Below are 22,226 nucleotides of genomic sequence, written 5' to 3' on the forward strand. Positions count from 1 at the left end.
GCGATTCGCGGTTTGCGATCTCGCTGTGATGAGGGAGACCTTAACAGGTGATTGTTATATCTATAAATCATATTTATTCATTTGGTTATTCGTTTTGGAGATATAAAAATCACTGAATTCCAGATGTAAAAAAAGGCCGTCGAAACGGCCTGAAATCCCCTGCTGCTTTTGTGGTGATCGTTCCCATGCTCCGCGTGGGAATGCAGCTCGTGACGCTCCGCGTCACTGGACGCGGAGCGTCCCTAGAGGCATTCCCACGCAGAGCGTGGGAACGATCAGTGGTTACCGGTTCGGTTGCGGCGTCAGGCGCAAATAGGGTTTCACCGCACGATAGCCCTTGGGAAAACGCTGCTTGATTTCATCCTCATCCTTGAGCGACGGCACGATCACCACTTCATCACCGTCCTGCCAGTTGGCCGGGGTGGCCACTTTGTAGTGGTCGGTGAGTTGCAGCGAATCGATCACCCGCAGAATTTCGTGGAAATTGCGGCCGGTGCTCGCCGGGTAAGTGATGGTCAGTCGAATCTTTTTATTCGGATCGATCACGAACAGCGAACGTACAGTCAGGGTGTCGTTGGCGTTGGGATGGATCAGGTCGTAAAGGTCCGACACCTTGCGATCGGCGTCGGCGAGGATCGGGAAGTTGACCAGGGTGCTCTGGGTTTCGTTGATGTCCTCGATCCACTTGTGGTGCGAGTCCACCGGGTCAACCGACAGGGCAATGGCTTTCACCCCGCGACTGGCAAACTCATCCTTGAGCCTGGCGGTGAACCCCAGTTCAGTAGTGCAGACCGGGGTGAAGTCCGCCGGATGGGAAAACAGCACGCCCCAGCTATCGCCCAGCCATTCGTGAAAACGGAGGGTGCCGGCGCTGGAATCCTGTTCAAAGTCGGGGGCGATGTCGCCCAGTCTGAGGCTCATGGTTCTGCTCCTGATGAGTGCTTGTTGAGCTCGACTGTGCCTGTATTTACGAATGATTAAAAAGAATAAATATCGATTTGTTTAGACCTATAACGAATATTAAAGATCTGTTCACTGGACGTGATCAGGCGACGAGACGAACATCGCCCACAAGGTTCGAGAAGGCCTTGAGTGCTGCAAAAGAGGGGAATTTCGAGGAGGGTTTACGGGGGTGAACCGCCTTGAAACACAAAAGCCCCGCCGGGCGTGATGCCGGGCGGGGCTTTTTTGTTTCGGTGACGCGAACGCTATTACAACAGCGGGATCGAGTAGCTGACGATCAGACGGTTTTCATCCTGGGTGCGAGTGTTCGGCAGGTCTGTACGCCAGGTCGCATTTTTCCAGGTAACGCCGAGGTTCTTCAGCGGGCCATCCTGAAGCACGTAAGCCACGGTCAGATCGCGTTCCCACTCGGAAGCGCCGTTGGCCGCCACGCCACCGCGAGCGTTAACGGTATCGATGTCGTCACCATGCAGGTAAACCATACCTGCCGTCAGGCCCGGTACGCCGACCTTGGCGAAGTCGAACGAGTAGCGTGCCTGCCAGGAGTGTTCACCGGCACGGGCGAATTTCTGGATTTGCGAGTCGGTGATGATATAGGCCGACGCTCCGTCACCCTGGTTCAGGTAAACGAAGTCGCTGCTACCGTTGCTGACCTGATAACCGCCACCGAAGGTATGACCGGCAACCGTGTACAGGAACAGGCCGCTGTACAGGTTGTTGTCGACCTTGCCTTTACCGTTCGGCGCGTTGTAGTTACCAGTGGAGTAGTACAACGGGTTGTGGCCGTTGGCACCATCATCAGTGCTGTTGAAATAACGCAAATCCGACTTCAACACGCCCGGGCCGATTGCCCAGTTGTGCACCAGACCCAGGAAGTGTTGCTTGTAGAACTCTTCCAGGTTGCCGTAGTAATACTGGGCCGTCAGGTCCTTGGTGATTTTGTAGTCGCCGCCGGCAAAGTTGAACTTGTTGCTGTCGCGGAAATTGGGACCACGGGTGTTCGCACCCGCAATCGACATCTGTTCGTTGTTGCTGGAGTTACGACCTTTAACGGCTTCGATCTGACCACCGATCAGCGTCAGGTCCTTGATGTCACCGGAAGAGAGCTGGCCACCCTGCCAGGTTTGCGGCAGCAAACGACCGTCGTTGGTCACGATGACCGGCAGTTTGGGTTGCAAGGTACCCAGCTTCAGTTCGGTCTGGGAGATCTTGGCTTTGGCAGTCACACCCAGGCTGGAGAAGTCATCAACCGGTTCGCCGTTGGACTTGGTTGGGAAAACAGTGCCACCGTAAGAAGTTGCAGTGGCGCCATTGGTGCCGCCGCCCGAATCCAGCTTCACGCCCAACAGGCCGATTGCATCAATACCGAAGCCGACAGGGCCTTGGGTATAACCGGAGATGAAACGCAGATCGAAGCCTTGGCCCCACTCTTCGTTTTTGTTCGGCCCAGTACCATCACGGTAATCGGTGTTGATGTAGAAGTTACGCAGCCCCAGGGTGGCTTTGCTGTCTTCGATGAAACCGGCGGCGCTTGCTTGTTGCGCCAGAACCCCAACAGCCACAGCCATGGCCAAGGTGGACTTGTTCATTGTTTCGCTCCTCATTTCTAATGCTTGTGGTCCTGGCCCCGGGTCTAGCGCCCTGGATCCTGAGACACGCAATTTTTGCCGAGCCGTCTAGCCCGGTCGTTTTGGCGATGCAGAATACAGCGCCATAAAGCCAAAAAGAATTTTGTGTTTCTTTTTAATTCCGTTTAGGCATATGCCTGTGCAGCACAGATTCGAGGTATCGGCATAAACGCCCATTCCTTGACCTGCTCTACTGACGGGAATCAATGTGTTGAAGCCGAGCCTCAAGCTGAGTACCGGACCGGACTTACTTTAGGGGTTTGCAGAAAAAACCAAAAAGAATAAAAAATAAGCACAACAGATGTTATTGGAATATAGGAAGACAAAAAAAAGCCTCGCCACAAGGCGAGGCTCTTTTTGAAGGCTTATTACAAGAAGCTGTAGGTGTAGTTGAAGATCACACGGGTCTGGTCCTGGTCAGCGATGTTGATTTCGCTGCCACGGTAGACACCATTACGCAACGTCACACCCAGACCTTTGAGGGCGCCTTGCTGAATGGTGTAGTCGATCCGCATATCGCGCTCCCACTCAGACGCATCAGGGCCGGTGCCGTTCAGAGCTTTGATGTTTTCGCCGTGCAGGTAGGCGATCGAGGTTTTCAGGCCCGGGACACCCAGCGCCGCGAAATCATAGGAGTACTGGCCGAAGGTGGTGTTTTCACCGGCACGGACAAAGCCGTTGATCATGGAGTCGGTGAACAGGTAGAAGCTGGCACCGCCCTCCCCCTGGTTACGCCCGTTGCTGTTAACCACTTGGGCCTGGTTCAGGTAGACGAAACCACCGTCATCGTTGACGCGTTGATGGCCGAGCAGAAATGCGTTGCCACCCAGGGTATAGGTGAACATACCGCTCCAGGTTTTGTTATCGACCTCGCCTGGAGTCTTGGCGAAACCACCGTTGTTATTGAAGATATAACCCGCATCACCGTTCTTGCCATTGGAGCTGCTGTCGAAGTAGCGGAAATCCGTCTTGAACGACTGCTTGGCATCGATCGTCCAGACGTGAACCATCCCCAGGAAATCCTGCTTGTAGTAATCCTTCAGTTCCGAGTGGTAGTACTGCAGGGTCAGGTCTTTGGTGGCCTTCCAGTCAACACCGCCGTAACGGAACTGGTTGCTGTCCTGAGTACCGCCCGCCACGGCCAGGCCGCTGGAGTCTGAAGAGGCACGACCCGTCGCGTGTTCTAACTGACCTACGTTGAAGGTAAAGTTGTCGATATCTTTCGAGGAGAGGGTGCCACCTTCAAAGGTCTGTGGCAGCAGGCGGCTGTCGTTCGCGACCAAAATCGGCATGTTCGGTTGCAGAGCGCCGCCCAGGTGAGCTTCGGTCTTTGAGATGCGCGCCTTGACGTTGGCCGCCCCGCGGCTCCATTCGTTCACCGCCGAACCATCGCTGTCGCTTGGGACGAAGCTGTTGTTATCCGGGTGATGACCCTTGCCACCATCCAGGTGGATACCGACCATCGCCTGGGCGTCGATACCGAAGCCGATCGTACCCGGAGTGAAACCGGACAAGTAATCGAACTTGAAGCCTTGAGCGCTCTCTCTCTGGTCCGCACCGCCGTCACGGTTATCGTTGTTGAAATACATGGTTCGAGAACTGACGGAAAGCTTGCTGTCTTCGATGAAACCTGCGGCGCCTGCCTGCTGCGCCAAAACCCCTACGGCCACGGCCAGGGCCAAGGTGGACTTGTTCATTGTCTAACTCCTCTCGTTTCTAATTCTTGTGTTCCTGGCCTCGGTTCAACGACCGAAGATCCTAAGATGCGCGATTAGCGCCAGAGCGTGACCCACAAGTCAATCGTAACCATGTGTGTCTACGACCATGGTCTAATCCCCCGTTTTTTGGTCAATGTTGGTCATGAGCTCGTCATAATTCTGCAAAGAACTAGCTCGCCCGTTTCTCATACTTTTTTGGAATTTAGCTCTGTATCACTCGCCGCCACGGAATAGAGCCCCCAGCTCATAAGCTAATTACCAAATGTTATTTATTGGATGTTTTTTAGATCGTTTAGCGTTTGAAGCAATTCGGAAACAATCCCCCACCGAAAGGCGACGCCATGACGACCAGACGCGAACTATCCAGCCTATTTGTTACAGTTTGTGTGTCCCTGATATTTTCTCATTCCGCTCAAGCGGCCAACCTGACTGTGGGTTATCAAACCGGCATCGACCCCAGCAAAGTCCCCCAGGCGGATGGCACTTACGAGCAAACCATAGGCCAGAAAATTGACTGGCGCCGATTCAACAGCGGCCCTGAAGTGGTGACCGCCATCGCGTCCGGTGACGTGCAGATTGGTAACCTCGGCTCCAGTCCTTTGGCCGCAGCCGCCTCGCGCAATCTGCCAATAGTCGCGTTCATCGTGTCTGCCCAGATCAATGCAGCTGAAGCCCTCGTAGTACGCAACGGGAGCGGCATCGACAAACCGCAAGATCTGATCGGCAAAACCATCGCCACCCCCTTCGTCTCAACCTCTCACTACAGTTTGCTCGGCGCGCTGAAGCACTGGGGACTGGACGCCTCGAAAGTCAAAGTGGTGAATTTGCAACCGGCGGAAATCGCAGCAGCATGGAAACGTGGTGATATTGATGGCGCGTTTGTCTGGTCACCGGCGCTGGGGGAAATTCGCAAGACAGGCAAGACATTGACGGATGCCGCGCAGGTCGGTCAATGGGGGGCGCCGACGTTTGAAGTCTGGGTTGCGCGTAAGGATTACGCCGAGAAACATCCAGAGGTGGTGGCCAAATTTGCCAAGGTCACCCTGGACTCCTTCGCCGACTACGCCGCGCATAAAGACAGTTGGACAGCCGATTCGGTACCCGTGCAGAAAATCGCCAAATTGACCGGTGCCAATGCCGCCGATGTACCGGAGTTGTTGGCCGGCTCTGCGTTCCCGGATGCCAAGGCCCAGCAGACCGCGGCGCTACTGGAGGGCGGTACGGCCAAGGCGATTGGCGAGACGGCGAAGTTCTTGAAGGAGCAAGGGAAGGTTGAAACTGTGCTGCCGGATTATTCGGCGTATGTCAGTGCGAAGTTTGTGGCTGAGTGATGATCGTTCCCACGCTCTGCGTGGGAATGTAGCCCGGGACGCTCCGCGTCCCCTCTAGAGCCGAACGCGGAGCGTCCGTTGAGGCATTCCCACGCAGAGCGTGGGAACGATCATGTTCGCCTTCAAAGGGTCTTTTCGAAGATCTTGGAATTACGCTGATAGTTGTACAGCGAAGCCCGCGCCGACGGCAGGCGTTCGACGCTGCTCGGCACAAACCCGCGTTCGCGGAACCAGTGCGCGGTACGGGTCGTCAGCACGAACAGGGTTTTCAAACCCTGGGCCCGGGCACGGGTTTCGATGCGTTCCAGCAGTTCATCACCGCGCCCGCCATGGCGGTATTCCGGGTTCACCGCCAGGCACGCCAACTCCCCGGCGTCCGAATCAGCAATCTGATACAGCGCCGCACAGGCGATGATCATGCCTTCGCGTTCGACCACGCTGAACTGCTCGATCTCACGCTCCAGCACTTCGCGGGAGCGACGCACCAGAATCCCCTGCTCTTCCAGCGGGCTGATCAAATCCAGCAAACCGCCAACATCCTCAATCGCCGCTTCGCGCACAATTTCAAATTGCTCCTGCGCCACCAGCGTACCGCCACCGTCGCGGGTGAACAGCTCGGTCAGCAGCGCACCGTCTTCGGCATAGCTGACAATATGGCTGCGCGCCACGCCGCCCCGGCATGCTTCAGCCGCTGCATCCAACAGCTCGGCCTGATAATTGCTGCCCAGTCGCTGCAAATGTGCCGGTACTTGTTGCGGGCGCAATTCACGCACCAGACGACCGTTTTCATCGATCAAGCCCATATCGGCGCCGAACAGCAGCAATTTGTCCGCGCTCAGGTCGATGGCCGCACGCGTGGCGACGTCTTCGCAGGCGAGGTTGAAGATCTCACCGGTCGGCGAGTAACCCAGGGGCGACAACAGCACGATGGAGCGCTCGTCCAGCAGGCGATTGATACCTTTGCGGTCGACCCGACGCACTTCGCCGGTGTGGTGATAATCCACGCCTTCGAGCACACCAATCGGGCGTGCCGTGACCAGATTGCCGCTGGCCACCCGCAGGCGCGATCCCTGCATCGGCGATGAGGCCATGTCCATGGACAGGCGCGCTTCAATGGCGATACGCAGCTGGCCGACCGCATCGATCACACACTCCAGCGTCGCGGCATCGGTGATGCGCATGCCGTGATGGTAATGCGGAGTCAGGCCACGCGCGGCGAGGCGGGTTTCAATTTGCGGACGGGAACCGTGAACCAGCACCAGCCGTACGCCAAGGCTGTGCAACAACACCAGGTCGTGGACGATATTGCCGAAATTCGGGTGTTCCACCCCATCGCCGGGGAGCATGACGACAAAGGTGCAATCGCGGTGGGCATTGATGTAAGGCGAAGCGTGACGAAGCCAATTAACGTAGTCGGGCATGAACCTGGGCCTGTAAATAAATAGCAGCCAAAAAATGGGCGACACTGAAAACGCACAGCGGGCTGATGGTTATCGTCGGAACAGGCTTGGCGACACGCGCGCTCTCCTCATGGATACGGGTTTGAACATCGGCAATTTATACGTGAAAACACAGAACCTGTGGGAGCGAGCTTGCTCCGGGCGGCGTTCCGACGATGGCGGCATCACCGTCGACGATGATGTTGAATGTTATGGCCTCATCGCGAGCAGCCTCGCTCCCACATTGATTTTGCTCAACTAGCCGGTGTCAGGCAGTAATGTTCAATCAGCTGACGTAATAGATGCACCGTAGGCTGCAAACGTGACATTTCGAGATATTCCCCCGGCTGATGGGCGCAGGCGATATCACCCGGGCCAAGCACCAGCGTCTCGCAGCCAAGTTGCTGAAGATAAGGTGCTTCGGTGCCGAACGCCACTGCTTCGGCGCGATGGCCAGTGAGCTTCTCGGCAACCCGGACCAATTCAGCATCCTCGGCCTGTTCGAAAGGGGGTACTTCGGGGAACAACGGCGCGTAATCGATTTTCACCTGATGCCGTTCGGCAACCGGTTTGAGCCGCTGCAGAATCTCCGCACGCAGGGCTTTGGGGTCCATGCCCGGCAACGGTCGCAGGTCGAACTCCAGCGAGCATTGCCCGCAGATACGGTTGGGGTTATCGCCCCCATGGATGCAGCCGAAGTTCATGGTCGGCGTCGGCACGCCAAACTGCGGGTTGCGAAATTCGCGCTGCCACAACAGGCGCAGACCGCGTAATTCGCCGATGGCATCGTGCATGGCCTCAAGGGCGCTATGGCCCAGGCTCGGGTCCGAGGAATGGCCGCTCTGACCGAGAATATCGATGCGCTCCATCATGATGCCTTTGTGCATGCGGATCGGCTTCAAGCCGGTCGGCTCGCCAATGACCGCCGCGCGGCCCAATGGACGTCCGGCTGCGGCCAGGGCGCGAGCACCGGACATTGAGCTCTCTTCATCGCAGGTGACAAGGATCAGCAGCGGCTGCTTGAATGGCTGATCGAGCAGCGGTATCACCGCTTCGATGGCCAGGGCGAAAAAGCCCTTCATGTCGCAGCTGCCCAGACCAACCCAACGACCATCCACTTCGGTGAGTTTCAGCGGATCGGTCTGCCACAACGCGCCGTCGAACGGCACCGTGTCACTGTGACCGGCGAGCACCAGGCCACCAGGCCCCGAACCAAAACTGGCGAGCAGGTTGAACTTGCCGGGGCTGACCTGCTGGATATCGCAGATAAAACCCAGATCACCCAGCCACGTCGCCAGCAAATCGATCACCGGGCGGTTGGTCTGATCCAGGCTCGGTTGGGTACAACTGACCGACGGTGCAGCGATCAGCGCAGCGAACTGATCTTTCATGGATGGCAAAGGCATCGCTGACTCCAACTCCCGAATTGAAGTCCATCATAGAACCATCCGGCGACAGGAATAAACCGTCGCGGCGCGTAGGAACGCTCACTCCTGTACACTGCACGACCTTGGCAGCCACACATTCCCCCGGCTGCGCTCCCGATCCTGGATTTTCCGGCCATGCAGAAAGAAACCGAAATCAAGCTCCGCGTCAGCCGCGAAACCCTCGCTGCTCTGCGCGAGCACCCGCTCCTGAAAAAACGCAACAAAAGTGGCTGGGAACGCCGTGAGTTGATGAATCAGTACTTCGACACGCCTGAGCGCGACCTGGCCCGCGCCAAGGTTGCCCTGCGCCTGCGCCGCGATGGCGAAGAAGTGATTCAGACGCTCAAGACCCGCGGCCAAAGCGTCGCCGGCTTGTCCGAGCGTAACGAATACGACTGGAACCTGCCCAAAGCCAAACTCGACGTAAAGAAACTCGACGGCGAATGCTGGCCTGAAGCACTGGCCGAACTGGACAAGAAAACCCTCAAGCCGATCTTCACCACTGACTTCGTTCGCGAACGCGCTGAAATCGCCTGGGGCCGTGGCAAGACCAAAGTGGTCATCGAAGCCGCGCTGGACCTGGGCCACGTGATCGTTGGCAAGCAGAAAGAAGAAATCTGCGAACTGGAACTGGAATTGCGCGAAGGCGAGCCGGCTGCCCTGCTGGAACTGGCCGCCGAACTGGCCGCGACCCTGGCCCTGATGCCGTGTGACATCAGCAAGGCCGAGCGCGGATATCGTTTGTACGACGCCAACAGCTATTCGCTGAGCCTGCCGGCGCCACAAATCGCCGCCGAAACGCCGCTGGATGATGCCTTCGCCGCGCTTAGCTGGCATTTGCTGGGCAGCAGCCAGCGTCTGGCCGAGCAATATCGCTTCAACGGCCACTGGCGCCTGTTGCAGGACTGGGTCGAAAACCTCGCTGAATTGCGTGCACTGCTCAGTAGCCTGGGCCAGGCCGCGCCACGCCAGTCGACGCACGATCTGCGCATTGCGCTGGATGCGTTGCTGGAAGACTGGCGTCCGATGGTGCAAGCCGGTAACGAGGACGAAGACGTGCGCAAAGCCGCGCCGGAGCAATTCCTCGAAGAACTGGAGGATCCGCGTTGGGGCCTGTTCTCGCTGAACACCTCACGCTGGTTGCTGGCCCGCACCTGGGCCGCCGATCGCAACGTTCGTGGCAACCGCCAGGGCGCGGCACAACTGGGCAGCTGGTTGCCGCGTTTGTTGGGTGAAGAAGCGACCTCCCTGCAATTGCAGCGTTATCAGCAACAACCGGAAGACCTAGCCGAGCAACTGCCGCGCATCGAACGCATCCAGGCCTGGCTGCACCATGCCCGTCACGTGCTGGACATCCCGGAAATGGATCGCCTGTACGGTGAATTGAAACAGCTGGCGCAACTGGCCAACGAGCCGATCACCGATGAATCGCTGGATGCGCGTAAGCAGCAGGCGATTGCCGTGTATCAGAATCGTGCCTGGAAAATGCTGCTGCGTATGTAATACCGCCATCGCGAGCAGGCTCGCTCCCACTTTGGAATGCATTCCCCTGTGGGAGCGAGCCTGCTCGCGATGAGGCCAGCACATTCACCGCAAAACCTCAGACCGGCAAACTCGTCGTAGACTTGATTTCCGACAGCGCCACAATCGAGTTCACTTCCTGTATCCCGGGCACCATCGACAGTTTCTCGAAGAAAAACCGCTCATACGCCTCAATGTCCGCCGTGACAATCCGCAGCAAGAAATCCACTGAACCCATCAGCACATAACACTCCAGCACTTCGGGAAACCCGCGAATCGCCTCGGTGAACTCTGTGAAGTTCGAACGCCCGTGGGCGTTAAGTTTGATCTCGGCAAAGATCTGCGTGTTCAGCCCGATCTTCTTGCGATCCAGCAACGTCACCTGCGCGCGAATGATCCCCTCTTCTTTCATCCGCTGAATCCGCCGCCAGCACGGCGACTGCGACAGCCCCACCTGTTCGGCGATCTGAGCGCTGGAGAGCGAAGCGTCCTCTTGCAGCAACGCGAGAATCTTGCGGTCGTAGCCATCCAGCTCGCTTTGCATAGAAAAACCTTCAATCGTTAATTTATTGAATTACACGATTCGATTAATCGTCAATAAGCCCAATCATAGATAAGAAATGCCCCACACCGAATGTAAAAATTCCTCCAGTGTTTTTGGAGCCTGACCATGCCGCCACTTGAAGCCGTCCACACCTTGTCCACCCGCGCCGATGTCTGGAACGTCAGCAACACCCACTGCCGTGTTCACTATCAATTGCTCGCCGAAGCGGAACCGGACCTGCTGTGCCGGGCGCTGAATCTGTTCGCCTTGCAGTTTCTGACGCCACAACAGGTCAACGTGCAGCGCCAGGACGACTTGCTGTCGATCGAGATCGTCATGGACGGCCTCAGCTGGCATCGCGCCCAAGTGATTGCGGAAAAACTTCGTAACCTGATCAGCGTCTGCTCGGTCGAGCTGCAAGCGGCTGATGCGGCGTGGGATGAGCCGGCCCAGGCGGCGGGCTGAAAAACCTCGACACGGCTTTGTCCGGTAGTGGCCCAACGGTCGACAGGTCCGCGACTATCCTTTGCGGATTGTGTTCATGAGGAGCCCGCATGTCCGTTCAACTTGCCATTCAGGACCGCTGGCTGGATCTCAATGATTTGCTGCGCGAACTGGTCGCCCAAGGCTTTATCAGCCATGACTCGGCCGAGCACGCGCTCAATGCTCGCCGCCGCCACACCGCCAATGGCCAACTGCACCCGCTGGAATTCATTGCCAGCCAACACCTCGACGATCTCAGTCGTCCCGGCAAACACCTGGATCTGGAAAGCCTGACCTTGTGGTTGTCGCAACAGGCCGGTCAGCCGTACTTGCGCATCGATCCGCTGAAGATCAACGTCGCGGCCATTACGCCGTTGATGTCCTATGCCTTTGCCCAGCGCCACAAGATACTCGCGGTGTCCATCGACCGCGACGCGGTGACCGTGGCCAGCGCCCAGCCCTACGTCAAAGGCTGGGAAGCCGACCTGACCCACGTTTTGAAACTGCCGATCAAACGGGTCGTGGCCAACCCTGTCGATATCCAGCGCTTTAGCGTCGAGTTTTTCCGGTTGGCCAAATCGGTCAGCGGCGCGACCAGCGCCGATCAGCAGAGCAGTACCCTGGGCAATTTCGAGCAGTTGCTCAACCTCGGCGCCAGCGACCAGGAGCCGGACGCCAATGACGCGCACATCGTCAACATTGTTGACTGGCTGTTTCAGTACGCCTTCCAGCAGCGCGCCAGCGATATCCACATCGAGCCCCGGCGCGAGCAAGGCACGGTGCGCTTTCGCATCGACGGTGTGTTGCACAACGTCTATCAATTCCCGCCACAGGTCACGATGGCCATCGTCAGTCGCCTGAAGAGTCTCGGGCGGATGAACGTCGCTGAAAAACGCAAACCCCAGGACGGCCGGGTGAAAACCAAGACCCCGGACGGCGGAGAAGTCGAGTTGCGGTTGTCGACATTACCGACGGCATTCGGCGAAAAAATGGTCATGCGGATTTTCGACCCGGAAGTCCTGCTCAAGGATTTCGACCAGCTAGGGTTTTCTGCCGAGGACCTGCGCCGCTGGCAAGACATGACCCGTCAGCCCAACGGCATCATTCTGGTCACCGGGCCGACCGGTTCGGGCAAGACCACCACGCTCTACACCACACTAAAGAAACTGGCGACGCCCGAGGTCAACCTCTGCACCATCGAAGACCCGATTGAGATGGTCGAGCCCGCATTCAACCAGATGCAGGTCCAGCACAACATCGAACTGACCTTCGCCGCCGGCGTGCGCGCGTTGATGCGACAAGACCCGGACATCATCATGATCGGCGAGATTCGCGACCTCGAAACCGCCGAAATGGCAATTCAGGCGGCGCTCACCGGCCACTTGGTGCTCTCGACGTTGCACACCAACGATGCGCCGAGCGCAATCAGTCGCCTGCTGGAACTCGGCGTGCCGCACTACCTGATCAAAGCCACGGTGCTGGGCGTCATGGCCCAGCGTCTGGTGCGCACCTTGTGTCCCCACTGCAAGGCACCGCTGACGTTGGGTGAAGATGACTGGCAAACCCTGACCAAACCGTGGCAAGCGCCCTTGCCCACCAACGCCCAACGTGCCATCGGCTGCCTGGAATGTCGCGACACCGGCTATCACGGCCGCGCCGGGGTGTACGAAATCATGCAACTGACTGATGGCGTCAAGGCGTTGATCAATCCGGACACCGACTTGCTGGCGATCCGGCGTCAGGCGTTCAAGGAAGGCATGCGTAGCTTGCGGCTGTCGGGGGCACAGAAAGTGGCGGCGGGTTTGACCACGATTGAAGAGGTGCTGCGAGTGACGCCGCAGAGCGAGCAAAAGTAAACGCGCTCGCCCATGGAACTCGATTGGGGGTTGGCTATCCAAGGCCGCAGTCAACCCAGTGGAGTCACCCATCATGCGTTTCAAACTTGCTGTCGCCACCGTCGCGCTGCTGTCTCTTCCAGTCGGTAGCGCGATGGCCGATGACAGCTTTTGGCAAAATGTCCTCACCTCCGGTGCAACCACCGCCTCGACCTACCTGACGTCCAAGGACAACAAAATGGTCGTCGCCGCCCAGGACGATGCCAGCAGCTTCGTCGCCAGTGACGGCGGCATTCGCGGCCCCTACCTGGAAGCGGCGATGAACAAAGTCCGCGCCGACAACCCGGGCTTGCAGGCCACGGACATGGAACTGGCGAATGCGATTCTGGCGAAGAATGCTGTCGCTTCGGAATAAGTTCGCAGGTACCAAAATGCCGCTCAATTGAGCGGCATTTTTTGCCCTACAAATCATTCCCTGTGGGAGCGAGCCTGCTCGCGAAGGCGGTGTAACAGGCAACATCGATGTCGACTGACACGCCCTCTTCGCGAGCAGGCTCGCTCCCACAGGTGGATGTGTATGTGTTCGGAAGTTCAGCGGTAATCATCCACCGGGACACACGCGCAAAACAGGTTTCTATCGCCGTAGACGTTATCGACCCGGTTCACCACCGGCCAATATTTGTGCAGCTTGGTGTGCGCATCCGGCGTCACCGCCTGCTCGATGCTGTACGACCGCTCCCATACCCCGGTGATGTCCGCCAATGTGTGTGGCGAACGCTTCAGCGGATTGTCCTCGGCCGGCCAATTGCCGTTTTCCACCTCGCTGATTTCCGCACGGATGCTCAGCATCGCCCCGATAAACCGGTCCAGCTCGGCCTTCGATTCACTTTCTGTCGGCTCGACCATCAAGGTCCCCGGTACGGGAAACGACATGGTCGGCGCATGGAAACCATAATCCATCAGGCGCTTGGCAACGTCTTCTTCGCTGATGCCGGTCAGCGCTTTCAGCGGCCGCAGGTCGAGGATGCATTCGTGAGCCACTCGGTCATTGCGCCCGCTGTAGAGCACCGGGAATGCTCCAGATAAATGCTGCGCCAGGTAGTTCGCGGCAAGGATCGCCACTTCGCTCGCGTCCGCCAGTTGCGGCCCCATCATCGCGATATACATCCAGCTGATCGGCAAAATGCTTGCACTGCCCCAAGGCGCCGCGCTCACCGCGCCGTTCTGCGGCAACGGCCCGTCGATGGGCACCACCGGGTGATTGGCCACGAACGGCGCCAGGTGCGCCCGCACACCAATCGGCCCCATGCCCGGCCCGCCGCCGCCATGGGGGATGCAAAACGTTTTGTGCAGGTTCATGTGTGAGACGTCGGCGCCAATGTCCGCCGGCCGAGCTAGTCCGACCTGGGCATTGAGGTTGGCGCCATCCATGTACACCTGACCACCGTGACTGTGGATAACTTCACAGATCTCGCTGATGCCTTCTTCGTAGACGCCGTGGGTCGACGGATAAGTCGCCATCAGGCACGCGAGCTTGTCCCCCGCCTCCGAGGCTTTTTGCTTGAGGTCATCCAGATCGACGTTGCCTGCGTCGTCGCATTCGACAATCACCACGCGCATCCCGGCCATTTGCGCCGAGGCCGGGTTGGTGCCGTGGGCCGAGGACGGAATCAGGCAGAGATCCCGCTCCCCTTGATGACGGCTCTCGTGGTATTTGCGGATCGCCAGCAATCCGGCGTATTCGCCTTGGGCGCCGGAGTTGGGTTGCATGCAAATCGCATCGAAACCAGTGATCGCGCAGAGCCAGCGCTCCAGTTCTTCGATCATCAGCGAATAACCCACAGCCTGTTCCTTCGGCACGAACGGGTGCAGGTTGGCGAACTGCGGCCAGGTAATGGGGATCATCTCGCTGGTGGCATTGAGCTTCATGGTGCAGGAGCCCAGCGGGATCATTGACTGGTTGAGGGCAAGGTCCTTGTTCTCCAGTTGCTTGAGGTAGCGCAGCATCTCGGTTTCGCTGTGGTGCGCATTGAACACCGGGTGGCGCAGATAAGGTGAAGTGCGCAGCAGCCCGTCAGGAATGCCGGAAGCCAGCGCTTCAGCGTCCAGCTCGTCGATATTCAGGCCATGACTGGCCCCGAGGAACACATCGAACAGCTTCGCAACGGTCGTCTCGTCCGAGGTTTCGTCGAGGCTCAATCCCAACTGCCCTCGCCCCAGAATCCGCAAATTGATCTGCGCCGCTTGAGCGCTTTCGATGATCGCGGTCTGGGTGCCGCCAACTTCCAGGGTCAGGGTGTCGAAGAAGTGCTTGTTGAGGCGGCTGACGCCATGACGCTCAAGACCGGCGGCGAGGATGCAGGTCAAGCGGTGCACACGCTGGGCAATGCGCTTGAGCCCTTCAGGGCCGTGGTAGACAGCGTAAAAACTGGCGATGTTGGCCAGCAGCACCTGAGCGGTGCAAATGTTCGAGTTGGCCTTTTCCCGGCGGATATGTTGCTCGCGGGTTTGCAGGGCCATGCGCAAGGCAACATTGCCGCGAGCATCTTTGGACACACCGATTATCCGTCCCGGAATCGCCCGTTTGTATTCATCGCGGCTGGCAAAAAACGCCGCGTGCGGTCCGCCGTAGCCCATGGGCACGCCGAAACGTTGGGATGAGCCGAAGACCACATCGGCGCCCAATTCCCCCGGCGGCGTTAGCAATAACAGGCTCAGCAGGTCAGTGGCGACGCACGCCAGGGCTTGCTGCGCGTGCAGATGATCAATCACTGGCCGCAGATCACTGATCTCACCGTGGGTGTCGGGGTATTGCAGCAGGGCACCAAAAACCTGGTGCTGTTTCAAGTTATCCACTGAGTCGATGATCAGCTCGAACCCGAACCCTTCGGCCCGGGTCTGCACCACGGAAATGGTCTGCGGATGACAGTGCTCGTCGACGAAAAACAGATTGCTTCTGGATTTGGCGACACGCTTGGCCAGCGCCATGGCTTCCGCTGCTGCCGTGGCTTCATCCAGCAGCGAAGCATTTGCCAGTTCCAGGCCGGTGAGGTCGATGGTCAGTTGCTGGAAGTTCAGCAGCGCTTCGAGCCGCCCTTGGGCAATCTCTGGCTGATAAGGCGTGTAGGCGGTGTACCAACCGGGATTTTCCAGCACGTTGCGCACAATCACGGTTGGCGTGAGGGTGCCGTGGTAGCCCATGCCGATGAGGCTGGTCCAGACCTGGTTTTGCTCGGCGTAGCCGCGCAGTTTGGCCAGCGCGGCTTGTTCATCGAGGGCGGGCGGCAGGTCGAGCGGCCGGTTCAGCCGGATTCCCGGCGGCACCGTCTGCTCGATCAGTTCGACCCGGCTGCCGAGGCCGAGGCTGTCGAGCATCGCCTGCTGCTCGGCGGCATCAGGCCCGAGATGGCGGCGCAGAAAGGCATTAGGGTCGCGTAACTGACTCAAGGACGGCAACTGGGACATGACGGGCTCTCTCTGGACTGGCGCTCAGCGTCGATGCAACACGGTCAAACCAGCATAGCAGCCGATATCCGAGCGGATGGCTTGGCGCCGACGAGCATTGCGGACATCATGCTCGGCATCCGCCCACTGTCCGCTGAACAGGTGCCTGAATTTATGAGCCAACTGCCGTTCCTGCCGTTCTCCAAACCGACCATCGATGAGGCCACGATCGCAGCGGTCGGCGACGTGTTGCGCTCGGGCTGGATTACCAGCGGCCCCAAGGTCCAGGCCTTTGAGCAACAGCTTTCGGCGTATTTTGGCGGGCGCCCGGTGCTCACCTTTAACTCCGGCACCTGCACCATGGAAATCGCCTTGCGCGTGGCCGGGATCGGGCCTGGCGATGAAGTGATCACCACGCCGATTTCCTGGGTGGCCACCGCCAACGTCATTCTGGAGGTTGGCGCCACCCCGGTATTTGCCGACATTGACCCGATCACCCGCAACATCGACCTGGACCAGCTGGAAGCGGCAATCACCCCGCAGACCAAAGCGATCATTCCGGTGTACCTCGCCGGGTTGCCGCTGGACATGAGCCGGTTGTATGCGATCGCGAAAAAACACGGATTGCGGATTGTCGAAGACGCCGCACAAGCCTTGGGCTCGAGCTGGAACGGTCAGCGCATTGGCTCGACCGGTGATTTCGTGTCCTTCAGCTTCCAGGCAAACAAAAACGTCACCTCTTCAGAAGGTGGCTGCCTGGTGCTGAACAACGATGAGGAAGTGCGACTGGCGCAGAAGTACCGTTTGCAAGGCGTCACCCGCAGCGGCTTCGACGGTCTGGATGTCGATGTGTTGGGCGGCAAGTTCAACATGACTGATGTCGCGGCAGCCATTGGCCTGGGGCAGTTTGCTCACATCGAAGCGATCACAGCTCATCGCCGCGAACTGGCCAGGCACTATTTCGCGTGTTTTGGTGAGGATTTCGAATCGTTGTACGGGGCTCAACTGCCCCCGGCGGATTTCGAGAACAGCAACTGGCATTTGTTCCAACTGGTGTTGCCGGAGCGCAGGGATGGCCAGCCGGCACGGGCGACTTTCATGGAGCAGATGCAGGCATTGGGCGTCGGTATCGGCTATCACTACCCGCCGATTCACTTGCTGAGCCTTTACCGCGAGCGCGGTTTCAAGGAAGGCATGTTCCCGGTCGCCGAGCGAGTCGGCCGCCTGATTGTCTCGTTGCCGATGTTCACGGCCATGAGCAAAGCGGATGTCGAGCGAGCAGTGGCAGCGGTCAAAGCTGTTCTGAAGCCTTAAACACCTGTGGGAGCGAGCTTGCTCGCGATTGCGGTGTAACAGTCACAGGGATGTCGACTGATGAACCGCTATCGCGAGCAAGCTCGCTCCCACAGGGATTCGCAGGTCGAGGATTACTCGCCGATGGCAGCCTTGTAACCGGCGGCGTCGAGCAGCTTTTCCAGGTCAGCGGTGTTGCTTGGCTTGAGCTTGAAGATCCACGCGCCGTACGGGTCGGTGTTGAGCAGTTCCGGGTTGGCGCTCAATTCTTCGTTGATCGCAATCACTTCACCGGCAATCGGGGAGTAGATATCGGAGGCGGCTTTAACCGACTCAACCACACCGGCTTGATCTTCGGCAGCAAACACGTTGCCAACTTCAGTCAGCTCCACGAACACCACATCACCCAGCGCTTCCTGCGCGTGATCGCTAATGCCCACGGTGACGGTGCCGTCGGCTTCCAGGCGGGCCCATTCGTGACTTTCGGCAAAACGCAGGTCGGCAGGAATATCGCTCATGTTCTGTGTCCTCAAGAAAAATGTCAGCGGTTTCAGTCCGCCAAAAAAAGGTTAGATCAAGGTTTTGCCATGGCGTACGAAGGTTGGCTTGACCACTCGGACCGGGTACCACTTGCCACGGATTTCCACTTCCGCGCGGTCGGCAGTTGCCATCGGCAAGCGCGCCAGTGCTATCGACTTGCTTAGCGTAGGAGAGAAACTACCACTGGTGATCTCCCCTTCGCCAACATTGGCAATGCGGACCACTTGATGAGCGCGCAAAACCCCTCGCTCCTCAAGGACCAGCCCTACCAATTTGTGCTGCACGCCACCGGCCCGCTCGGCTTCCAGGGCCGTGCGCCCGATGAACTGACGAGTGGCCGGTTCCCAGGCAATGCTCCAGGCCATATTAGAAGCCAACGGCGATACATCCTGATGAATGTCCTGACCGTACAGGTTCATGCCGGCTTCAACCCGCAAGGTATCCCGCGCCCCCAGGCCGATGGGGGAAATACCCGCGCCGACCAGATCGTTGAAAAAACCCGGGGCCTGATCGGCCGGCATGACGATTTCCAGACCGTCTTCGCCGGTGTAACCCGTCCGTGCGATGAACCAGTCACCTTCTGGCTGGCCTTCGAACGGCTTGAGTAACTGGATCAGATTGCTGCGGGCCTGGGACACCAGTTCGCAGACTTTGTGCCGGGCCTGAGGGCCTTGAATGGCCAGCATCGCCAGCTCTGCACGCTCATTGAGCCGCACATCGAAACCATCGAGGTGAGCCTGCATCCAGGCGAGATCTTGATTGCGGGTGGAGGCGTTGACCACCAGACGATAACCATCGTCGAGACGATATACGATCATGTCGTCGACGATACCGCCGCGCTCATTGAGCATCGCGCTGTACAAGGCACGGCCGGGGCTATGCAGACGCTCGACATCATTGGTCAGCAAGTGCTGGAGCCAGGCCTTGGCCTGGGGGCCGCTGATATCGATCACGGTCATGTGGGATACATCGAAAACCCCGCAATCGCGGCGCACCTGATGGTGTTCCTCGACTTGCGAGCCGTAATGCAAAGGCATATCCCAACCGCCAAAATCGACCATCTTCGCGCCGAGAGCGAGATGAAGGTCATACAGAGGCGTACGCTGTCCCATGGGTTTCTCCTTCCGGGCGTGGCGAGGGTGCGGACCGGTGCTGCACGAGGTGAAAACCTTGAAATAGAAGGCTCCCAGCCGATTTCAGTCACCGGGTCTGTCAGACGGACCGCACCGAATGCCGCGCATTGTAGCCGCAAGGTGTAGGACTGGCACCTAGCTGTTTCGATGCGCCGAACGTCGGATCAATCCGATGACCGGTAACAGCCCGACCAATACCAGAGTCAGCGCCGGCAAAGACGCCCTCGCCCACTCACCTTCACTGGTCATTTCAAAGATCCGAACGGCCAGCGTGTCCCAACCAAACGGCCGCATCAGCAGGGTCGCGGGCATTTCCTTGAGCACATCGACAAATACCAGCAACGCGGCGCTCAACGTACCCGGCAACAACAGGGGCAGATACACCTTGAAAAACAGTCGCGGCCCACTGACGCCAAGACTACGTGCTGCTTCGGGCAAAGATGGCCGTATACGCGCCAGGCTGCTTTCCAGTGGCCCGTAAGCCACCGCAATGAAACGCACCAGATAAGCCAGCAACAACGCCGACAAACTGCCCAGCAGCAAAGGTTTACCGGCACCACCAATCCAACCGGACAACGGGATGACCAGCTCGCGATCCAGGTAACTGAACGCCAGCATGATCGAAACCGCCAACACCGAACCCGGTAAAGCGTAGCCGAGATTCGCCAGGCCAACGCCGGAGCGGATCGCCCGGGTCGGTGCCAGACGTCGGGCAAACGCCAGCACCAAAGCAACGCTGACCGTGATAAACGCCGCCATGCCGCCCAGGTACAAGGTGTGGAGGATCAGCCCGGTGTAACGTTCGTCCAGATCCAATCGCCCGCGCTGCCAGAACCACACCACTAGTTGCAGAACCGGGATGACGAACGCACAGGCGAACACCAGGCCGCACCAGCTCATCGCCGCCAGCGCCTTGACCCCGCGCAGGTGATACAGCGCCTTGACCCGCGGCCGTTCGTTGCTCGCGCGGTTGGCCCCGCGAGCACGGCGCTCGCCATACAGCACCACCATCACCACCAACAGCAACAGGCTGGCCAGTTGTGCTGCCGTGGAAAGACTGAAGAATCCGTACCAGGTTTTGTAGATGGCGGTGGTGAACGTGTCGAAGTTGAACACCGACACCGCACCGAAATCGGCCAGGGTTTCCATCAGTGCCAACGCCACCCCCGCGCCGATGGCCGGGCGCGCCATCGGCAAGGCCACTCGCCAGAACGCCTGCCACGGAGATTGGCCGAGCACCCGGGCCGCTTCCATCAGGCCTTTGCCCTGAGCGAGGAACGCGGTCCGGGCCAGAAGATAGACGTAGGGATAGAAAACCAGCACCAGCACGAGAATGACACCGCCGGTGGAGCGTACGCGCGGCAGCCTCAGGCCGCTGCCAAACCATTCGCGCATCAGGGTTTGCACGGGGCCGGCGAAATCCAGCAGGCCGACGAAGACAAACGCCAGCACGTAGGCCGGAATCGCAAACGGCAGCATCAGCGCCCAGTCCAGCCAGCGCCGACCGGGAAACTCACAGAGGCTGGTGAGCCAGGCAAGGCTGACGCCCAGCAGGGTGACACCGACACCGACACCGAGTATCAGGGTCAGGGTGTTGCCCAAAAGGCGCGGCATCTGCGTGTCCCAGAGGTGGGACCAGATCTGTTGATCGATGGTTTGCCATGACAGCAGTAAAACACTGAGGGGCAACAGGACCAGCGCAGCGATGGCGAAGACCAGGGGATACCAGCGGCGTTGGGCGGGGTGGGCCAAGGAAAGTTCTCAGGGGTGTGAGTCGATAGAAATGATTGCGCCCACGCTCTGCGTGGGCACACATTTTGTCACGCTTCGACGCGGAGCGTCGGGGGATGCATTCCCACGCAGAGCGTGGGAACGATCACATCAGCAGCCTGGTCAGTTCCAGCCAGCGCGGTCCATCATGCGGATCGCTTCAGCCTGACGCTTGCCCGCCACTTCCACCGGCAAAGTGTCGGCAACGAATTTGCCCCAGGCCGCGACCTCTTCCGAAGGTGCAACCGCCGGGTTGGCCGGGAATTCCTGATTCACGTCGGCGAAGATTTTCTGCGCTTCAGGGGTGGTCATCCATTCCACCAGCGCCTTGGCTGCTTCGGGATGCGGAGCGTGTTTGGTCAGGCCGATACCTGACAGGTTGACGTGCACACCGCGATCAGCCTGGTTCGGCCAGAACAGCTTCACGCCCAGGTCGGGCTTTTGCTTGTGCAGGCGACCGTAGTAGTAGGTGTTGACGATACCCACATCGCACTGACCCGCATTGATCGCTTCCAGTACCGCAACGTCATCCGAGAACACGTCGGTGGACAGGTTGCTCACCCAGCCCTTGAGGATTTTCTCGGTTTTTTCGGCGCCGTGGACCTCGATCATGGTGGCCGTCAGGGACTGGTTGTAGACCTTCTTCGCCGTGCGCAGGCACAGGCGTCCTTCCCAGTTTTTGTCGGCCAGAGCTTCATAGGTGGTCAGCTCGCCCGGCTTCACTCGATCCGTGGAGTAAGCGATCGTCCGCGCCCGCAGGCTCAGGCCAGTCCAGGCATGGGAGGACGCGCGGTATTGCTGCGGAATATTGGCATCGACCACTGGGGAAGTGAACGGCTGCAAGATGCCCATTTGTTCGGCCTGCCACAGGTTACCGGCATCGACGGTCAGCAACAGGTCGGCGGTGGCGTTCTCGCCCTCGGCCTTGATCCGCTGCATCAGGGGCGCTTCCTTGTCGGTGATGAACTTCACCTTCACCCCGGTTTTGGCGGTGTAGGCATCGAAGACCGGTTTGATCAGCTCATCGATACGCGAGGAGTAAACCACCACCTCATCAGCAGCCTGGGCGGCGGTGCTGCCAATCAGGGTCAGGGCGAGTGCGGTCAGTAGACGCTTCGGCAACATGGGAGCGATCTCTCGATGAAAAATTGAGGGCA

Annotated in this window: 18 protein-coding genes; 7 read left to right on the forward strand and 11 right to left on the reverse strand. The window is 58.9% G+C overall.

The window, feature by feature from the left end:
* Positions 1 to 282: 282 nt before the first annotated feature.
* The 3 genes from J2Y56_RS02730 to J2Y56_RS02740 form a co-directional block, all read right to left on the reverse strand.
* Complete coding sequence (locus J2Y56_RS02730) at positions 283 to 921, reverse strand: peroxiredoxin (RefSeq protein ID WP_007942467.1); 639 nt, start codon at positions 919 to 921, stop codon at positions 283 to 285.
* A gap of 290 nt (positions 922 to 1,211) precedes the next feature.
* A complete protein-coding gene (locus J2Y56_RS02735) occupies positions 1,212 to 2,552 on the reverse strand; it encodes an OprD family porin (protein WP_007942465.1) in 1,341 nt (446 codons plus the stop codon).
* A gap of 407 nt (positions 2,553 to 2,959) precedes the next feature.
* On the reverse strand, positions 2,960 to 4,288 hold the full coding sequence (locus tag J2Y56_RS02740) for an OprD family porin (protein WP_007942464.1): 1,329 nt from the start codon (positions 4,286 to 4,288) through the stop codon (positions 2,960 to 2,962).
* A gap of 362 nt (positions 4,289 to 4,650) precedes the next feature.
* On the opposite strand from J2Y56_RS02740, the gene tauA reads away from it, so the two are divergent.
* Positions 4,651 to 5,640 carry a taurine ABC transporter substrate-binding protein gene (gene tauA / locus J2Y56_RS02745; protein ID WP_007942461.1) on the forward strand — a complete coding sequence of 330 codons (990 nt, stop codon included), beginning with the start codon at positions 4,651 to 4,653 and terminating at the stop codon, positions 5,638 to 5,640.
* A 122-nt stretch (positions 5,641 to 5,762) separates the two neighbouring features.
* On the opposite strand, the gene argA is transcribed toward tauA, so the two are convergent.
* Positions 5,763 to 7,061: an amino-acid N-acetyltransferase gene (gene argA / locus J2Y56_RS02750; protein ID WP_007942459.1), complete on the reverse strand. Its 1,299-nt coding sequence runs from the start codon at positions 7,059 to 7,061 to the stop codon at positions 5,763 to 5,765.
* 34 nt (positions 7,062 to 7,095) lie between these two features.
* Here argA and J2Y56_RS02755 point away from each other — a divergent pair, with 34 nt between their 5' ends.
* On the forward strand, positions 7,096 to 7,341 hold the full coding sequence (locus J2Y56_RS02755) for a hypothetical protein (RefSeq protein WP_007942458.1): 246 nt from the start codon (positions 7,096 to 7,098) through the stop codon (positions 7,339 to 7,341).
* On the opposite strand, the gene argE is transcribed toward J2Y56_RS02755, so the two are convergent.
* Complete coding sequence (gene argE, locus J2Y56_RS02760; protein ID WP_310348518.1) at positions 7,334 to 8,485, reverse strand: acetylornithine deacetylase; 1,152 nt, start codon at positions 8,483 to 8,485, stop codon at positions 7,334 to 7,336. The two genes, J2Y56_RS02755 and argE, sit on opposite strands and share 8 nt — an antisense overlap.
* Before the next feature lie 156 nt (positions 8,486 to 8,641).
* Between argE and J2Y56_RS02765 the strand changes: the two genes are divergently transcribed.
* Complete coding sequence (locus J2Y56_RS02765) at positions 8,642 to 10,009, forward strand: CYTH domain-containing protein (RefSeq protein ID WP_310348522.1); 1,368 nt, start codon at positions 8,642 to 8,644, stop codon at positions 10,007 to 10,009.
* Positions 10,010 to 10,106: 97 nt separating this feature from the next.
* Here the strand turns inward: J2Y56_RS02765 and J2Y56_RS02770 are convergent, their stop codons facing one another.
* Positions 10,107 to 10,571, reverse strand: coding sequence for an Lrp/AsnC family transcriptional regulator (locus tag J2Y56_RS02770; protein ID WP_007942454.1), 465 nt, complete (start codon positions 10,569 to 10,571; stop codon positions 10,107 to 10,109).
* Positions 10,572 to 10,697: 126 nt separating this feature from the next.
* Between J2Y56_RS02770 and J2Y56_RS02775 the strand changes: the two genes are divergently transcribed.
* The 3 genes from J2Y56_RS02775 to J2Y56_RS02785 all read left to right on the forward strand — a co-directional run bounded on the left by J2Y56_RS02775 (position 10,698) and on the right by J2Y56_RS02785 (position 13,304).
* On the forward strand, positions 10,698 to 11,036 hold the full coding sequence (locus tag J2Y56_RS02775; RefSeq protein WP_310348524.1) for a hypothetical protein: 339 nt from the start codon (positions 10,698 to 10,700) through the stop codon (positions 11,034 to 11,036).
* Between the two features lie 89 nt (positions 11,037 to 11,125).
* Positions 11,126 to 12,910 (forward strand): ATPase, T2SS/T4P/T4SS family, encoded by a 1,785-nt coding sequence (locus J2Y56_RS02780; RefSeq protein ID WP_310348527.1) that lies wholly within the window; start codon positions 11,126 to 11,128, stop codon positions 12,908 to 12,910.
* A 73-nt stretch (positions 12,911 to 12,983) separates the two neighbouring features.
* Entirely contained in the window at positions 12,984 to 13,304 is a 321-nt protein-coding gene (locus J2Y56_RS02785) for a DUF2388 domain-containing protein (protein WP_310333427.1), read from the forward strand.
* A 176-nt stretch (positions 13,305 to 13,480) separates the two neighbouring features.
* Here the strand turns inward: J2Y56_RS02785 and gcvP are convergent, their stop codons facing one another.
* Positions 13,481 to 16,354 (reverse strand): aminomethyl-transferring glycine dehydrogenase, encoded by a 2,874-nt coding sequence (gcvP, locus tag J2Y56_RS02790; RefSeq protein WP_310333426.1) that lies wholly within the window; start codon positions 16,352 to 16,354, stop codon positions 13,481 to 13,483.
* A 33-nt stretch (positions 16,355 to 16,387) separates the two neighbouring features.
* On the opposite strand from gcvP, the gene J2Y56_RS02795 reads away from it, so the two are divergent.
* Positions 16,388 to 17,647, forward strand: a complete 1,260-nt coding sequence (locus J2Y56_RS02795; protein WP_405046838.1) for a DegT/DnrJ/EryC1/StrS family aminotransferase — start codon at positions 16,388 to 16,390, stop codon at positions 17,645 to 17,647.
* Between the two features lie 113 nt (positions 17,648 to 17,760).
* Here the strand turns inward: J2Y56_RS02795 and gcvH are convergent, their stop codons facing one another.
* The 4 genes from gcvH to J2Y56_RS02815 all read right to left on the reverse strand — a co-directional run bounded on the left by gcvH (position 17,761) and on the right by J2Y56_RS02815 (position 22,194).
* Positions 17,761 to 18,144 carry a glycine cleavage system protein GcvH gene (gene gcvH / locus J2Y56_RS02800; protein ID WP_310333424.1) on the reverse strand — a complete coding sequence of 128 codons (384 nt, stop codon included), beginning with the start codon at positions 18,142 to 18,144 and terminating at the stop codon, positions 17,761 to 17,763.
* Positions 18,145 to 18,195: 51 nt separating this feature from the next.
* The gene (gene gcvT, locus J2Y56_RS02805) at positions 18,196 to 19,278 is read right to left on the reverse strand and encodes a glycine cleavage system aminomethyltransferase GcvT (RefSeq protein ID WP_007942445.1); all 1,083 of its coding nucleotides are present in this window, start codon (positions 19,276 to 19,278) and stop codon (positions 18,196 to 18,198) included.
* A 156-nt stretch (positions 19,279 to 19,434) separates the two neighbouring features.
* Complete coding sequence (locus tag J2Y56_RS02810) at positions 19,435 to 21,051, reverse strand: iron ABC transporter permease (RefSeq protein WP_310348531.1); 1,617 nt, start codon at positions 21,049 to 21,051, stop codon at positions 19,435 to 19,437.
* Positions 21,052 to 21,192: 141 nt separating this feature from the next.
* A complete protein-coding gene (locus tag J2Y56_RS02815) occupies positions 21,193 to 22,194 on the reverse strand; it encodes an extracellular solute-binding protein (RefSeq protein WP_007942443.1) in 1,002 nt (333 codons plus the stop codon).
* Between the last annotated feature and the right edge of the window lie 32 nt (positions 22,195 to 22,226).

The organism is Pseudomonas sp. BE134 (assembly GCF_031456105.1).
Lineage (GTDB): Bacteria > Pseudomonadota > Gammaproteobacteria > Pseudomonadales > Pseudomonadaceae > Aquipseudomonas.

What these genes read in the sequence shown, in the direction of transcription:
- tauA (WP_007942461.1), top strand. Translation starts at nt 4,651, where the DNA reads ATGACGACCAGACGCGAACTATCCAGCCTATTTGTTACAGTTTGTGTG.
- J2Y56_RS02735 (WP_007942465.1), bottom strand. Translation starts at nt 2,552, where the DNA reads ATGAACAAGTCCACCTTGGCCATGGCTGTGGCTGTTGGGGTTCTGGCG.
- gcvH (WP_310333424.1), bottom strand. Translation starts at nt 18,144, where the DNA reads ATGAGCGATATTCCTGCCGACCTGCGTTTTGCCGAAAGTCACGAATGG.
- J2Y56_RS02815 (WP_007942443.1), bottom strand. Translation starts at nt 22,194, where the DNA reads ATGTTGCCGAAGCGTCTACTGACCGCACTCGCCCTGACCCTGATTGGC.
- J2Y56_RS02785 (WP_310333427.1), top strand. Translation starts at nt 12,984, where the DNA reads ATGCGTTTCAAACTTGCTGTCGCCACCGTCGCGCTGCTGTCTCTTCCA.
- J2Y56_RS02740 (WP_007942464.1), bottom strand. Translation starts at nt 4,288, where the DNA reads ATGAACAAGTCCACCTTGGCCCTGGCCGTGGCCGTAGGGGTTTTGGCG.
- J2Y56_RS02795 (WP_405046838.1), top strand. Translation starts at nt 16,388, where the DNA reads ATGCAACACGGTCAAACCAGCATAGCAGCCGATATCCGAGCGGATGGC.
- J2Y56_RS02765 (WP_310348522.1), top strand. Translation starts at nt 8,642, where the DNA reads ATGCAGAAAGAAACCGAAATCAAGCTCCGCGTCAGCCGCGAAACCCTC.
- J2Y56_RS02775 (WP_310348524.1), top strand. Translation starts at nt 10,698, where the DNA reads ATGCCGCCACTTGAAGCCGTCCACACCTTGTCCACCCGCGCCGATGTC.
- J2Y56_RS02780 (WP_310348527.1), top strand. Translation starts at nt 11,126, where the DNA reads ATGTCCGTTCAACTTGCCATTCAGGACCGCTGGCTGGATCTCAATGAT.
- J2Y56_RS02755 (WP_007942458.1), top strand. Translation starts at nt 7,096, where the DNA reads ATGGGCGACACTGAAAACGCACAGCGGGCTGATGGTTATCGTCGGAAC.
- gcvT (WP_007942445.1), bottom strand. Translation starts at nt 19,278, where the DNA reads ATGGGACAGCGTACGCCTCTGTATGACCTTCATCTCGCTCTCGGCGCG.
- J2Y56_RS02770 (WP_007942454.1), bottom strand. Translation starts at nt 10,571, where the DNA reads ATGCAAAGCGAGCTGGATGGCTACGACCGCAAGATTCTCGCGTTGCTG.
- gcvP (WP_310333426.1), bottom strand. Translation starts at nt 16,354, where the DNA reads ATGTCCCAGTTGCCGTCCTTGAGTCAGTTACGCGACCCTAATGCCTTT.
- J2Y56_RS02730 (WP_007942467.1), bottom strand. Translation starts at nt 921, where the DNA reads ATGAGCCTCAGACTGGGCGACATCGCCCCCGACTTTGAACAGGATTCC.
- argA (WP_007942459.1), bottom strand. Translation starts at nt 7,061, where the DNA reads ATGCCCGACTACGTTAATTGGCTTCGTCACGCTTCGCCTTACATCAAT.
- argE (WP_310348518.1), bottom strand. Translation starts at nt 8,485, where the DNA reads ATGCCTTTGCCATCCATGAAAGATCAGTTCGCTGCGCTGATCGCTGCA.